General features: G+C 62.7%; 12 protein-coding genes. 9 read left to right on the plus strand and 3 right to left on the minus strand.

The features are described from left to right. Positions 1–158 precede the first annotated feature (158 nt). The 3 genes from pckA to hslR all read right to left on the minus strand — a co-directional run bounded on the left by pckA (position 159) and on the right by hslR (position 3,322). A complete protein-coding gene (pckA, locus tag AC1IN8_RS12990) occupies positions 159–1,784 on the minus strand; it encodes a phosphoenolpyruvate carboxykinase (ATP) (RefSeq protein ID WP_247625474.1) in 1,626 nt (541 codons plus the stop codon). Between the two features lie 149 nt (positions 1,785–1,933). Continuing rightward, entirely contained in the window at positions 1,934–2,818 is an 885-nt protein-coding gene (gene hslO / locus AC1IN8_RS12995; protein ID WP_025328348.1) for an Hsp33 family molecular chaperone HslO, read from the minus strand. 105 nt (positions 2,819–2,923) lie between these two features. Continuing rightward, positions 2,924–3,322 carry a ribosome-associated heat shock protein Hsp15 gene (gene hslR / locus AC1IN8_RS13000; RefSeq protein ID WP_139745297.1) on the minus strand — a complete coding sequence of 133 codons (399 nt, stop codon included), beginning with the start codon at positions 3,320–3,322 and terminating at the stop codon, positions 2,924–2,926. Between the two features lie 217 nt (positions 3,323–3,539). Here hslR and exeC point away from each other — a divergent pair, with 217 nt between their 5' ends. The 9 genes from exeC (at position 3,540) to exeK (ending at position 12,764) form a co-directional block, all read left to right on the plus strand. Then, positions 3,540–4,391, plus strand: a complete 852-nt coding sequence (gene exeC, locus AC1IN8_RS13005) for a GspC family type II secretion system variant ExeC (RefSeq protein WP_275066050.1) — start codon at positions 3,540–3,542, stop codon at positions 4,389–4,391. A 21-nt stretch (positions 4,392–4,412) separates the two neighbouring features. Continuing rightward, positions 4,413–6,470, plus strand: coding sequence for a type II secretion system secretin GspD (gene exeD / locus AC1IN8_RS13010; RefSeq protein ID WP_247625476.1), 2,058 nt, complete (start codon positions 4,413–4,415; stop codon positions 6,468–6,470). Next, positions 6,470–7,975, plus strand: a complete 1,506-nt coding sequence (gene exeE, locus AC1IN8_RS13015; protein ID WP_139433943.1) for a GspE family T2SS ATPase variant ExeE — start codon at positions 6,470–6,472, stop codon at positions 7,973–7,975. The genes exeD and exeE overlap by 1 nt, the downstream gene beginning before the upstream one ends. A gap of 1 nt (position 7,976) precedes the next feature. Beyond that, the gene (gene exeF, locus AC1IN8_RS13020) at positions 7,977–9,197 is read left to right on the plus strand and encodes a GspF family T2SS innner membrane protein variant ExeF (RefSeq protein ID WP_479759034.1); all 1,221 of its coding nucleotides are present in this window, start codon (positions 7,977–7,979) and stop codon (positions 9,195–9,197) included. A 230-nt stretch (positions 9,198–9,427) separates the two neighbouring features. After that, positions 9,428–9,859, plus strand: a complete 432-nt coding sequence (gene exeG / locus AC1IN8_RS13025) for a GspG family T2SS major pseudopilin variant ExeG (protein ID WP_025328342.1) — start codon at positions 9,428–9,430, stop codon at positions 9,857–9,859. A 44-nt stretch (positions 9,860–9,903) separates the two neighbouring features. Continuing rightward, positions 9,904–10,467, plus strand: a complete 564-nt coding sequence (gene exeH / locus AC1IN8_RS13030; RefSeq protein ID WP_479759036.1) for a GspH family T2SS minor pseudopilin variant ExeH — start codon at positions 9,904–9,906, stop codon at positions 10,465–10,467. Beyond that, complete coding sequence (gspI, locus tag AC1IN8_RS13035; protein ID WP_479759038.1) at positions 10,464–10,877, plus strand: type II secretion system minor pseudopilin GspI; 414 nt, start codon at positions 10,464–10,466, stop codon at positions 10,875–10,877. Before exeH ends, gspI begins: the two co-directional genes overlap by 4 nt. 227 nt (positions 10,878–11,104) lie before the next feature. Next, positions 11,105–11,749 (plus strand): GspJ family T2SS minor pseudopilin variant ExeJ, encoded by a 645-nt coding sequence (gene exeJ / locus AC1IN8_RS13040; RefSeq protein ID WP_139434087.1) that lies wholly within the window; start codon positions 11,105–11,107, stop codon positions 11,747–11,749. Then, complete coding sequence (gene exeK / locus AC1IN8_RS13045) at positions 11,739–12,764, plus strand: GspK family T2SS minor pseudopilin variant ExeK (RefSeq protein WP_479759040.1); 1,026 nt, start codon at positions 11,739–11,741, stop codon at positions 12,762–12,764. The genes exeJ and exeK overlap by 11 nt, the downstream gene beginning before the upstream one ends. The last annotated feature ends 96 nt before the right edge of the window (positions 12,765–12,860 follow it).

Below are 12,860 nucleotides of genomic sequence, written 5' to 3' on the forward strand. Positions count from 1 at the left end.
AGGTTGCAAAATTGTATATTGTATAAAGTTTGGCTGAATCTAACGCGCAACCGTCGGCAAGGCAAGGCTTGGCAGGATCCATATGCCGCGCATCGGCCAAAAAAATACCGGCCAGCTGGGCTGACCGGTATGGGGTTGTCACCTTGACGGGGCGCAGCTTACAGCTGCGGACCCGCAGCAACCAGGCGTTTGCCTTCGTCGTTGTCGGTGAAGCGCTCGAAGTTCTTGATGAAGCGCTGGGCCAGATCCTGGGCCTTGGCGTCCCACTCGGCCTGGTCGGCATAGGTGTCGCGCGGGTCGAGGATGGCCGGGTTCACGCCCGGCAGCTCGGTCGGCACTTCCAGGTTGAAGACAGGCAGCACCTTGGTCGGCGCCTGCTCGATAGAACCATCCAGGATGGCATCGATGATGGCGCGGGTGTCCTTGATGGAGATGCGCTTGCCGGTGCCGTTCCAGCCGGTGTTCACCAGGTAGGCTTCCGCCCCTGCGGCTTCCATCCGCTTCACCAGCTCCTGACCGTACTTGGTCGGGTGCAGGCTGAGGAAGGCGGCGCCAAAGCAGGAGGAGAAGGTCGGCGTCGGCTCTGTGATGCCGCGCTCGGTACCGGCCAGCTTGGCGGTGAAGCCAGACAGGAAGTGGTACTTGGTCTGCTCCTTGGTCAGCTTGGCGACCGGAGGCAGCACCCCGAAGGCATCGGCGGTCAGGAAGATCACCTTGTTGGCATGACCCGCCTTGGAGACCGGCTTGACGATGTTCTCGATGTGATAGATGGGGTAGGAGACCCGGGTGTTCTCGGTCTTGGAGCCATCGTCGAAGTCGATGGTGCCGTCGGCCGCGACCGTCACGTTCTCCAGCAGGGCGTCGCGACGGATGGCGTTATAGATATCCGGCTCGGCTTCCTTGGAGAGCTTGATGGTCTTGGCGTAGCAGCCCCCTTCGAAGTTGAACACGCCGTGGTCGTCCCAGCCGTGCTCGTCATCGCCGATCAGCTGGCGCTTGGGATCGGTGGAGAGGGTGGTCTTGCCGGTACCGGATAGGCCGAAGAAGATGGCCACGTCCCCATCCTTGCCCACGTTGGCGGAGCAGTGCATGGAGGCGATGCCGCGCAGGGGCAGGAAGTAGTTCATCATGGAGAACATGCCCTTCTTCATCTCGCCACCGTACCAGGTGCCACCGATGAGCTGCATCTTCTCTGTCATGTTGAAGGCGACGAAGTTCTCGGAGTTGAGACCCTGCTCCTTCCAGTTCGGGTTGGTGCACTTGGCACCGTTCATCACCACGAAGTCCGGTTTGAAGGTTTTCAGTTCTTCTTCGCTCGGGCGGATGAACATGTTCTTCACGAAGTGTGCCTGCCAGGCCACCTCTGTGATGATGCGCACCGCCAGGCGGGTGTCCGGGTTGGCGCCGCAGTAGCCATCCACCACGAACAGGCGCTTGCCGGAGAGCTGTTTGGTCACCAGGGATTTCAGATGTGACCACACTTCCGGGGTGATTGCCTTGTTATCGTTCTTGCCCTGGTCAGACCACCACACAGTATCCTGGGTGGTGCCGTCCTTGACGATATATTTATCTTTTGGGGAACGGCCGGTGAAGATGCCGGTGTTGACATTGACGGCACCGAGTTCGGTGACGACGCCACGTTCGAATCCTTCCAGGTCTGGGCGGGTCTCTTCTGCGAAAAGCTGCTCATAGGAGGGGTTGCGAACGATTTCCTGGCTGTTTTTGATACCGTATTGGTCCAGCTTCAGTTGTTGGGCCAGGGTGGGTTCTACCACGATAGTCATTATGTTCTCCTGGGTTCAGAGGTGTGTAGGGTTCTATCTGACGTTCATCCTATCACTTAGGTGGTAGGGTTTAGCGATCGCCATCAAACTTTATAAAATAGGGTATTTTTTTGTTATTTAAGTTAAAGGCGGGTTTTGCCCGCCTTCAATTAGTGTAACTTGTTTGCATCATTACCGGGAGCCCCGCTGAACAGGGTTTCGATGTCTATTCCATCAAATTGGTAGTGAGCGCCGCAGTAATCGCAGTGCATGTCGATCTTGCCGAGCTCCTGCACCATGGCCACCGCTTCCTCCTTCTCTATCTGCAGCAGAGCCCCTTCGCAGCGAGCGCGGGAGCAGGTGCAGCGGAACTCGATCGCCTGGGGATCGAACACCCGTACCTTGTCCTGATGGTAGAGGCGGTAGAGGATCTCTTCGGCCTCCAGACCGAACAGCTCTTCATCCTTGATGGTGCTGGTGAGCTGGATCAGGTGGTCGAAGTCGGCGCCGTGATCCTCGCTCTGGGCGGGCAGCTCCTGCAGCAGTATGCCTGCGGCGCGGGGCTGGCCCTGGTGGTGGCCGGTGCGGATCCAGAGCTTGGTGGCGAGTTGCTCGGACTGGGCGAAGTACTGTTCGAGGCAGGCCGCCAGGGTGTCGGCCTCCAGGGCTATGATGCCCTGATAGCGCTCGCCCTCTTCAGGGGTGATGGTGATCACCAGCTGGCCGTTGCCAATCAGGCTCTGCAGCTTGTCGTCGGTCGGCAGCTCGCCTTCATAGCGGGCCACGCCGCGCAGTTGCTGGTTGTGATCGCCGTTGATCACCGCCAGACGCACCGGGCCGTCCCCTTGCAGCTGCACCGTGATGGAGCCTTCGAACTTGAGGGTGGCGGTCAGCAGGCTGGTGGCGACCAGCAGTTCACCCAGCAGTTTCTGTACCTGTACCGGGTAGTTCTGGGCATCGACGATGTGACGATAGGTACTATCCAGCTGGACCAGCTCCCCCCGGACTTCGTACTCTTCGAACAGATAGCGATACAGGAGATCTTGGTTACTCATCATGCTTTCCTAGGGTTTTCTGGGGGAAAAGATAAATACATTGTTAAACAGGTGGTTAGGAACTAATTCCCGCTCCTGTCGTCATAAAGGGGCCACAAGGGCGAGTCAGTATTGCTTGACCTTGATCAGCTGGCGTCGCTCCTGCTTGTCGGGGCGGCGCTCCGGGCTTGGGGCGAACTGGCTGTTGAAGCGGCGTGCCTCGCTGTTCTGGGCCCGTTTCTTCAGGCTTTCCTCGGTCTCTTCATAGAGCAGCTGGGCCAGGGGGGCGGCTTTGCGCTGCTCGCTCACCTCGAGCACCCGCACCTCCCGTTCGTCCTGGCCCTGCCAGAAACGGACGAGGGCGCCGACCTCGACGGCCTTGCCCGGTTTGCTGCGCTGGCCGTTGTAGTGCACCTTGCCGCCGTCGATCTGATCCCGCGCCAGGCTGCGGGTCTTGTAGAAGCGTGCCGCCCACAGCCACTTGTCGAGACGGACCTGAGTGCTGCTTTGTGCTGGATTCGACATGGATCGGCTCCGGGATGGCTGAAAAGGGAGCCTGATTATACCAGAGGCAGGGCCCGGGATAGAAACAGGGGGAAGCGGGGTGTGACGGAATCTGAATTTTCACAGCTTCATCCCATCCGGTCGGTTGTCTCTGGGTCCATTGCCGTACACAATAGCCAACCGATTTGGATGCCAGAATATTTTGATAAAGATGACGCTACCGTTCAGGGATGACTTGTTGAGCTCCCTTCTGGCTCGTTGCAAGTCAGTGCCACTCTCCCGTTTCAGCCAGCCTCTGTTCTGGCTGCTTCTGCTGTTGCTGGCCCAGCAGTGCGCCGTGCTCACCTGGCGTCTGTTCGATCTCACCCAGTCTCCCCGACCCGCACCCTGGCAGCCTGCGGTCACTCCGGGCCAGGGCGCCGGACCTGCCCGCCTCGATCTCGGCAACCTCAGCCGGCTTTCCCTGTTTGGCAAGGCGCAGCAGCCGCAGGCCGACAAGGTGGCCCAGGCGGCCCTGATCGATGCCCCCAAGACCCAGCTCAATGCTCAGCTCAACGGGGTGCTGGCCAGTACAGAACCAAGCAAGTCCATTGCCATCATCGCCCACAACGGCCTGCAGAACTCCTATGGCATAGGGGATTACATCGACGGCACCCAGGCCAGGATCCGTCAGGTGTTTGCCGACAGGGTCATCATCGCCCGGGACGGCCGTGACGAGACCCTGATGCTGGATGGGGAAGAGTACGGCAAGCCGCTGCCCAAGGTGACGCGGCAAGGGGCCGAGCTCTCCTCCGTTCGCAGCGAGTTGATGAGCAATCCTGGCAAGATCACCGATTATCTCAATATTTCTCCGGTCCGGGTGGATGGTCGCATGGTCGGCTATCGCCTCAACCCGGGCAGCAATCCCGAAGTGTTCAATCAACTCGGACTGGTCGCCAACGACTTGGCGGTCAGCATCAATGGCCTGGATCTGCGGGACAACGCACAGGCCATGCAGGCAATGCAGCAAGTGGCGGGTGCCACGGAAATGACCGTCACCGTCGAGCGGCAAGGACAGCTCTACGACGTCTATGTCGGCTTGTCAGAATAATGAATTGGAGTAGCACCAAGAATGATAAATAAAGGGAAGGGCTGGCGTCTGGCCACTGTGGCGGCAGCCTTGATGATGGCTGGCTCTGCCTGGGCCACCGAGTATTCCGCCAGTTTCAAGAATGCCGACATCGAAGAGTTCATCAACACGGTCGGCAAGAACCTGAACAAGACCATCATCATAGAGCCCTCGGTGCGCGGCAAGATCAACGTCCGCAGTTACGATCTGCTCAATGAGGATCAGTACTACCAGTTCTTCCTGAGCGTGCTCGACGTCTATGGCTTCGCCGTGGTGCCCATGAACAATGGCGTGCTCAAGGTGGTGCGCTCCAAGGATGCCAAGACCTCGGCCATCCCCGTGGTGGATGACAGCAACCCCGGCGTGGGTGACGAGATGGTGACCCGGGTGGTGCCGGTGCGCAACGTCTCGGTCCGTGAACTCGCGCCCCTGCTGCGCCAGCTCAACGACAACGCCGGTGGCGGCAACGTGGTCCATTACGAGCCCTCCAACGTGCTGCTGATCACAGGCCGCGCCGCCGTGGTGAACCGTCTGGTGGAGGTGGTGCGCCGGGTGGATCGCGCAGGCGATCAGGAGATGGACGTCATCAAGCTCAAATATGCCTCCGCCGGCGAGATGGTGCGGCTGGTGACCAACCTCAACAAGGATGGCAACAACCAGGGAGCCAACGCCTCCCTGCTGCTCTCTCCCAAGGTGGTGGCCGACGAGCGCACCAACTCCGTGGTGATCAGCGGTGAGCCCAAGGCCCGTGCCCGCATCATCCAGATGGTGCGCCAGCTCGACCGGGACCTGCAGAGCCAGGGCAACACCCGGGTCTTCTACCTCAAATATGGCAAGGCCAAGGATCTGGTGGACGTGCTCAAGGGGGTCAGCTCCAGCATCGCCGCTGACAAGAAGGGCGGCGCGGCCACCACAGCCACCGGCGGTGGCGCCAGCATAGGCGGCGGCCAGCTCGCCATCTCCGCCGACGAGACCACCAACGCCCTGGTGATCACCGCCCAGCCGGACGTCATGGCCGAGCTGGAGCAGGTCATCGCCAAGCTCGACATTCGCCGCGCCCAGGTGCTGGTGGAGGCCATCATCGTCGAGATCCAGGATGGCGACGGCCTCAACCTCGGGGTGCAGTGGGGCAACGCCAATGGCGGCGGCACCCAGTTCACCAATACCGGTCTGCCCATAGGGCCGGCCATCATCGCGGGCAAGGATTACAAGGACAACGGCAACACCGATGGGCTTGAGAACCTGCTCGGTGATTTCAGCGGCATGGCGGCCGGTTTCTACAAGGGGGACTGGGCCATGCTGGTGACGGCGCTCTCCACCAACACCAAGAACGACATCCTCTCGACCCCGAGCATAGTCACCATGGACAACAAGGAAGCCTCCTTCAACGTCGGCCAGGAAGTGCCGGTGCAGAGCGGCTCCCAGAGTTCCACCACCAGCGACCAGGTGTTCAACACCATAGAGCGCAAGACGGTGGGCACCAAGCTGGTGGTGACGCCCCAGATCAACGAAGGGGATTCGGTGCTGCTCAACATAGAGCAGGAGGTCTCCAGCGTGGCCCAGACCCAGGCGACGGGTACAGCCAACCTGGGCCCCACCTTCGATACCCGTACCGTCAAGAACGCCGTCCTGGTGAAGAGCGGCGAGACAGTGGTGCTGGGCGGCCTGATGGACGAGCAGACCAAGGAGCAGGTCTCCAAGGTGCCAATATTGGGGGACATCCCGGTGCTGGGCTACCTGTTCCGCTCCACCTCCAACACTACCGCCAAGCGTAACCTGATGGTCTTCATCCGGCCGACCATATTGCGCGATGCCAACGTCTATTCCGGGGTCTCCAGCAACAAGTACACCCTGTTCCGTGCCGAACAGTTGAACCTGGCGGCCGAGGAGGGCTATGCCACCTCGCCGCCCCGTCAGGTGCTGCCGGCCTATGGTCAGGATGTGATGCTCTCCCCCGAGGTGCAGCAGCAGATCGAGCGGATGAAGGCCCAGCAGCAGTCCACCGCCACCGGGGCCAAGACCCAGGTGCAGGGGCAACCCTTCGTGCAGAGCAAGCCCTGATGGCCGCCTACCAGCTCGATGGCAGCGAGCTGCCGGCCCCCTTGCCGGAACTGCCGTTTGCCTTCGCCCGCAACTTCGGGGCCATCCTGACCGAGCGTCAGGGCGCCCCCGTGCTGCTCTGTCGCCAGGGGGTGGCGCCGCAGACCCTGCTGGAGGTGCGCCGGGTGGCGGGGTGCGCCTTCGCGGTGGAGCAGCTGGGTCATGACGAGTTCGAGACGCTGCTGATGGCCCACTACCAGCGCGACTCCTCCGAGGCGCGCCAGCTGATGGAGGATCTCGGCAACGAGATGGACTTCTTCGCCCTGGCCGAAGAGCTGCCCCAGAGCGAGGATCTGCTGGACGCCGACGACGACGCCCCTATCATCCGTCTCATCAACGCCATGCTGAGCGAGGCGATCAAGGAAGAGGCCTCCGACATCCATATCGAGACCTTCGAGCGGGCTTTGGTCATCCGCTTCCGCATCGATGGGGTGCTGCGGGAGATACTGCGCCCCCATCGCAAGCTGGCATCGCTTTTGGTGTCGCGCATCAAGGTCATGTCCCGCATGGACATCGCCGAGAAGCGGGTGCCCCAGGATGGCCGCATCTCATTGCGCATCGGCGGCCGCGCCGTCGACGTGCGGGTCTCCACCATGCCCTCCAGCTACGGCGAGCGGGTAGTGCTGCGACTGCTCGACAAGAACAACGTGCGCCTCGAGCTCAAGCAGCTCGGCATGACGCTGGCCAACCGCAACATCATCAGCGAGCTCATCCGCAAGCCCCACGGCATCATTCTGGTGACGGGCCCGACCGGCTCGGGCAAGTCCACCACCCTCTATGCCGCGCTCTCCGAGATCAACTCCCGGGATCGCAACATCCTCACGGTGGAAGACCCCATCGAATATGACCTGGAAGGGGTCGGCCAGACCCAGGTCAACACCAAGGTGGACATGACCTTCGCCCGGGGCCTGCGCGCCATACTGCGTCAGGATCCGGACGTGGTGATGGTGGGTGAAATCCGTGACCTCGAAACCGCCCAGATCGCGGTGCAGGCGTCGCTGACCGGTCACCTGGTGATGTCGACCCTGCACACCAACACCGCCATCGGCGCCATCACCCGGATGCGGGACATGGGGATCGAGCCCTTCCTGCTCTCCTCGTCCCTGCTGGCGGTGCTGGCCCAGCGGCTGGTGCGCACCCTCTGCCCGGATTGCCGTGCCCCGCACCCCATCTCGGAGCAGGAGCGGATCGCCATGGGCATAGAGCTCGCGCCGGATCAGCAGATGTGGCGCCCGGTGGGCTGCGAGCAGTGCAACCACACCGGCTATCGCGGCCGGACCGGCATCCACGAGCTGGTGGTGATCGACGAGGCGGTGCGCGAGGCGATTCACAGCGCCAGCGGCGAGCTCGCCATCGAGCGCCTGATCCGGGGCCATACCCCCAGCATACGCCGCGACGGCATCGACAAGGTGCTCCAGGGGCAGACCAGCCTCGAAGAGGTGCTGCGCGTGACCCGGGAAGACTGAGATGGCTGCGTTCGAGTACAAGGCCCTCGACCCCAGGGGCAGACAGAAGTCCGGGGTGATGGAGGGGGACTCCGCCCGTCAGGTGCGCCAGCTGCTGCGCGAGCAGGGGCTGACCCCCCTCGAGGTGAACGAGACCACCGAGAAGGCAAAGCGGGAGGCCAATCGCTTCGTGCTGTTTCGCCGCGGTGCCTCCACCTCGGAGCTGGCCCTCATCACCCGTCAGCTGGCGACCCTGGTGGGGGCCGGGCTGACCATAGAAGAGGCCCTCAAGGCGGTGGCCGAGCAGTGCGAGAAGGCCCACCTGCGCAGCCTGGTGGCCACGGTGCGCAGCAAGGTGGTGGAGGGGTATTCCCTGGCCGATTCGCTCGGCGCCTTCCCCCATGTGTTCGATCAGCTGTTCCGCTCCATGGTGGCGGCTGGCGAGAAGTCCGGTCACCTGGAGAAGGTGCTCAACCGCCTTGCCGACTACACGGAGCAGCGCCAGCACATGCGCACCAAGCTGCTGCAGGCGATGATCTACCCCATAGTCCTCACCCTGGTGGCCGTGGGCGTCATCTCCATACTGCTCACCGCAGTGGTGCCCAAGGTGGTGGCCCAGTTCGAACACATGGGCCAGCAACTGCCCGCCACCACCCGCTTCCTCATCGGCACCAGCGAGCTGATGCAGCACTACGGTCTCTGGTTCCTGGTACTGCTGTTCATCGGTGGCCTGATCTGGCGCTGGTGGCTGACGGATGCCGGACGGCGCCGCCACTGGCATCAGGTGGTGCTGCGCCTGCCGGTCATCGGCCGGGTCAGCCGGGGCCTCAACACCGCCCGTTTCGCCCGCACCCTGAGCATCCTCAACGCCAGCGCGGTGCCGCTGCTGGAGGGAATGAAGATCTCGGGGGAGGTGCTCTCCAACGACTTTGCCCGCCACCGCATCGGCGAGGCCACCGAGCGGGTGCGGGAGGGGACCAGCCTGCGCAAGGCGCTGGATGAGACCAAGATTTTCCCGCCCATGATGCTGCACATGATCGCCTCCGGCGAGCAGAGCGGCGAGCTCGACAGCATGCTGGAGCGGGCGGCGGACAACCAGGACAGAGAGTTCGAAACCCAGGTGAACATCGCCCTCGGGGTGTTCGAGCCCATGTTGGTGGTCTCCATGGCCGGGGTGGTGCTGTTTATCGTGATGTCGATCCTGCAGCCGATCCTCGAGCTCAACAATATGGTGAATTTATGATGCTGACGTGCGGTGACGTCGGTCGATCCTGCGGTCAACTCGCTCGAACTGAACAGCATGGTCAATTTGTGAGTGAGGTTCGGATGTCCGAATACGCGACCCTATTCGAACCTGCAAAGCCAGTCGACCTCGCAGGTTTGATTAGCCGCACGGCGGCGTAATCGGACGATCGCGGGTCAACAATCAATCGTCGATGGCTCATGCCATCTCATTTCGTTAGGGAGTCAGTCATGCAAAAGCGTCGTCAATCGGGTTTCACCCTGCTGGAAGTCATGGTGGTCATCGTGATCCTGGGGATCCTGGCCAGCCTGGTGGTGCCCAACCTGATGGGCAACAAGGAGAAGGCGGATCAGCAGAAAGCGGTCTCCGACATAGTGGCGCTGGAAAATGCCCTCGATATGTACAAGCTGGACAACAACCGCTACCCGACCACAGAGCAGGGTCTGGATGCCCTGGTCAACAAGCCGACCGCGTCACCCGAGCCGCGCAGCTACCGGGAAGGGGGCTACATCAAGCGCCTGCCGCAGGATCCCTGGGGCAACCAGTACCAGCTGCTGAGCCCGGGCCAGTTCGGCAAGATCGACATCTTCAGCATGGGGCTGGACGGCGAAGCCGGGACAGATGACGACATCGGCAACTGGAACCTGAAGGACTTCCAGTAAGTGATTTGCCGCCCCGTTTGCTCCGCCTTGCTGGAGCAGCCTGAATGAGGGCTGCGCCATCTGCTCGTCGTCAATCTGGCTTTACTCTGCTGGAAGTCTTGCTGGTCGCCATGTTGATGGGGCTGGTGGCCACCGCCGTCGTCCTCAGCATGGGGGGCGCCCGGGGGGACAGGGAGCTGGACAAGCAGGCGCGTCGCCTGATGGCGACCCTGCAACAGGCGCAGGAGTATTCGGTGATGGATGGCCGGCTGCTGGGATTGAGAGTCGAGGAGAGCGGCTGGCAGTTTATGTCCCGCAATCCCAAGGATCGCAAGTGGCAGGCACTGACCGGCGACAAGCTGCTGGGGCCGGTGCAATTGCCGGAGGGGATCTCCCTGGCCGTCGAGCTGGAGGGTTTCAGCTGGCGCACCGAGTCGGACGAGAAGAGCGAGCAGGGCCGCGACGAGAAGGAGCGCACGCCCCAGATCTTCATCTTTCCGGGGGGGGAGCTCACCCCCTTCGTGCTGACCCTGAGCCAGCAGGACGAGGATCTGGGCTACCTGCGCACCCTGAAGGGGGACGAGTTCGGTCGCCTCTTCCTGCAAGAAGACGAAGAGGAAGAAGAGTGACGGGCAGGAGCGCAGGCGGCGAGCGAGTTCGCAGCGTCACGGGCGGGCCCGCCAGGGCGCGCGGCATGACGCTGCTGGAGGTCATGGTGGCGCTGGCGGTGTTCGCCATCGCCGGCCTTGCCGTGATGAAGACCGCCAGCGAGCATCTCTCCGGCCTCAACTACCTGGAGCAGAAAACCCTGGCGACCTGGGTGGTGGAAAACCGGCTGGTGCAGCAAAAGCTCGAGGGCAAGTGGCCGGGAGACAGCTGGGTGGAAGGGGACGAGGAGATGGCCGGACAGACCTGGTTCTGGCGCTATCGTGGCGTCGCCACCAGCGACAACAACTTCAAGGCCCTGGACGTGGAGGTGCGCACCGCGCCCAAGGCAGAGAGCCCGGTGGCCATGATGCGGACCTATATCAGCCGATGATCCAGAGCAACACCCGCCCTTCCCGCCACCGTGGTTTTACCCTGCTTGAGAGGTTGCTGCGGCCATCGCCCATGTCGGTGACCTCAGGCCGGCGCGCTGTCCGCCAGGCTGGCTTTACCCTGCTTGAGAGGTTGCTGCGGCCATCGCCCATGTCGGTGACCTCAGGCCGGCGCGTTGTCCGCCAGGCCGGCTTTACCCTGCTTGAGAGGTTGCTGCGGCCATCGCCCATGTCGGTGACCTCAGGCCGACGTGCTGTCCGCCAGGCTGGCTTTACCCTGCTTGAGATGCTGGTGGCCATCGCCATCTTCGCCAGCCTCAGCATGGGGGCCTATCAGGTGCTGCAGGGGGTGCTCACCAGCGACGAGGTGGCCAAGCGCAAGGAGGTTCGCCTCTCCGAGCTGCAGCTCGCCTTCAGCCTGCTGGAGCGGGACATCACCCAGATGGTGCCGCGCAGCGGCCGCATCGACGGCGAGAACAACAAGGTGCTGCTGGCGGCCTCCCGCTTCGGCCAGCAGAGCGATGACTGGGGCATGGCCTTCATCCGTGGCGGCTGGCTCAATCCGGACGGCATGCTGCCGCGTTCCGGCTTGCAGCGGGTGGGCTGGCGACTCAAGGAGCAGACCCTGGAGCGGCTGAGCTACCTCTACCCGGATCCCGCGATCGGCACCGAGCCGCGGATTCAGCCCGTGCTGACCGGGGTGACGGCCCTGCGGCTCTACTTCTACGACAAGGGCGCGTGGAAGGAGGAGTGGACCCAGCGCGACCTGCTGCCCTATGGGCTGGCGGTGGAGCTGGATCTGGCGGATTACGGCACCATACGCCGTCAGTTCCTGATAGGAGCCGGTGGCCAGAGGGCTGAAAATGGCAATTAAGCGCCGCCGGGCCCTATTCCGTACCACACCCGGCCGGCAAGGGGGCATGGCTCTGCTGGTGGTGCTGCTTATTCTGTCGGTGATGGTGATCATCGCCAGCAACATGAGCGGCCGGTTGCAGCTGGAGCTGCGCCGGACCAGCAACCTCACTGCTGGCAAGCAGGCCTGGTGGTATGCCATGTCGGCGGAGGCGCTGGTGATCAAGGTGCTCAACCAGGACTTCAAGGATGACCCCGATGTGGTCAACCTGGGTCAGAACTGGGCACGGCAGGATGCCGTCTTCCCGGTGGACGACGGCACCCTGTCCGGGCGGGTGCGGGATCTGCAATCCTGCTTCAACCTCAACAGCCTGAGCCTGGCCCTGAAAGAGGGGGAGAGCGGCGATGATCTCGATGCGCAGCCCTATCAGTTCAAGGCGTTCCGTGCGCTGCTCGAGGCGCTGGAGGTGGATGAGTACGAGGCGGTGCAGCTCACCGACGCCATCCGCGACTGGACCGACAAGAATACCCAGCTGGTCTCGAGCAACGGGGCCGAGGATGCCTATTACGAGGGGCTCAATCCCCCCTATCTGGTGGCGAACCAGTGGCTGCTGGGAACGGACGAATTGCGGGCCGTGCGCGGGGTGAGCAGCGAGCTCTACGCTCGGCTCGCCCCCTATGTGTGCACCCTGCCAAACGACAAGCTGGTGGTGAACATCAACACCATCAAGCCGGAGCAGGCGGCCCTGCTGGTGGGGCTCTATCAGGGCAAGATAGGGCTGGACGACGCCAAGCGGGTGCTGACCAACCGCCCCAAGAAGGGGTGGAAGGAGAAGAAGGAGATGACGGATGAGCTGTCGGTACAGCCGGGCAGCATCACGGGGCTGGACGCCGCGCTGGACATCAAGAGCAGCTTCTTCGAGGCCCGTCTGCTGGCCGAGGTGGGTGATGTACGGGCCCGGCTGGAGACCGTCTTCCAGCGCGGCAAGGACAACAAGCTGGTGATGCTGCGCCGTCTGAACGACGGTGCCGAATAACAGGGAGATGGCAGGCCTTCGGCCCCCTCTGTCCCGCCCCTTATCTGGACTGCAGCCGACGGCTGCGGCCCCGCCCATCGACGAGGATGCTGGCGG

The sequence above is a fragment of the Aeromonas sp. 130281 genome, assembly GCF_056642115.1.

What these genes read in the sequence shown, in the direction of transcription:
- pckA (WP_247625474.1), bottom strand. Translation starts at nt 1,784, where the DNA reads ATGACTATCGTGGTAGAACCCACCCTGGCCCAACAACTGAAGCTGGAC.
- hslO (WP_025328348.1), bottom strand. Translation starts at nt 2,818, where the DNA reads ATGAGTAACCAAGATCTCCTGTATCGCTATCTGTTCGAAGAGTACGAA.
- hslR (WP_139745297.1), bottom strand. Translation starts at nt 3,322, where the DNA reads ATGTCGAATCCAGCACAAAGCAGCACTCAGGTCCGTCTCGACAAGTGG.
- exeD (WP_247625476.1), top strand. Translation starts at nt 4,413, where the DNA reads ATGATAAATAAAGGGAAGGGCTGGCGTCTGGCCACTGTGGCGGCAGCC.
- exeE (WP_139433943.1), top strand. Translation starts at nt 6,470, where the DNA reads ATGGCCGCCTACCAGCTCGATGGCAGCGAGCTGCCGGCCCCCTTGCCG.
- exeF (WP_479759034.1), top strand. Translation starts at nt 7,977, where the DNA reads ATGGCTGCGTTCGAGTACAAGGCCCTCGACCCCAGGGGCAGACAGAAG.
- exeG (WP_025328342.1), top strand. Translation starts at nt 9,428, where the DNA reads ATGCAAAAGCGTCGTCAATCGGGTTTCACCCTGCTGGAAGTCATGGTG.
- exeH (WP_479759036.1), top strand. Translation starts at nt 9,904, where the DNA reads ATGAGGGCTGCGCCATCTGCTCGTCGTCAATCTGGCTTTACTCTGCTG.
- exeJ (WP_139434087.1), top strand. Translation starts at nt 11,105, where the DNA reads ATGTCGGTGACCTCAGGCCGACGTGCTGTCCGCCAGGCTGGCTTTACC.
- exeK (WP_479759040.1), top strand. Translation starts at nt 11,739, where the DNA reads ATGGCAATTAAGCGCCGCCGGGCCCTATTCCGTACCACACCCGGCCGG.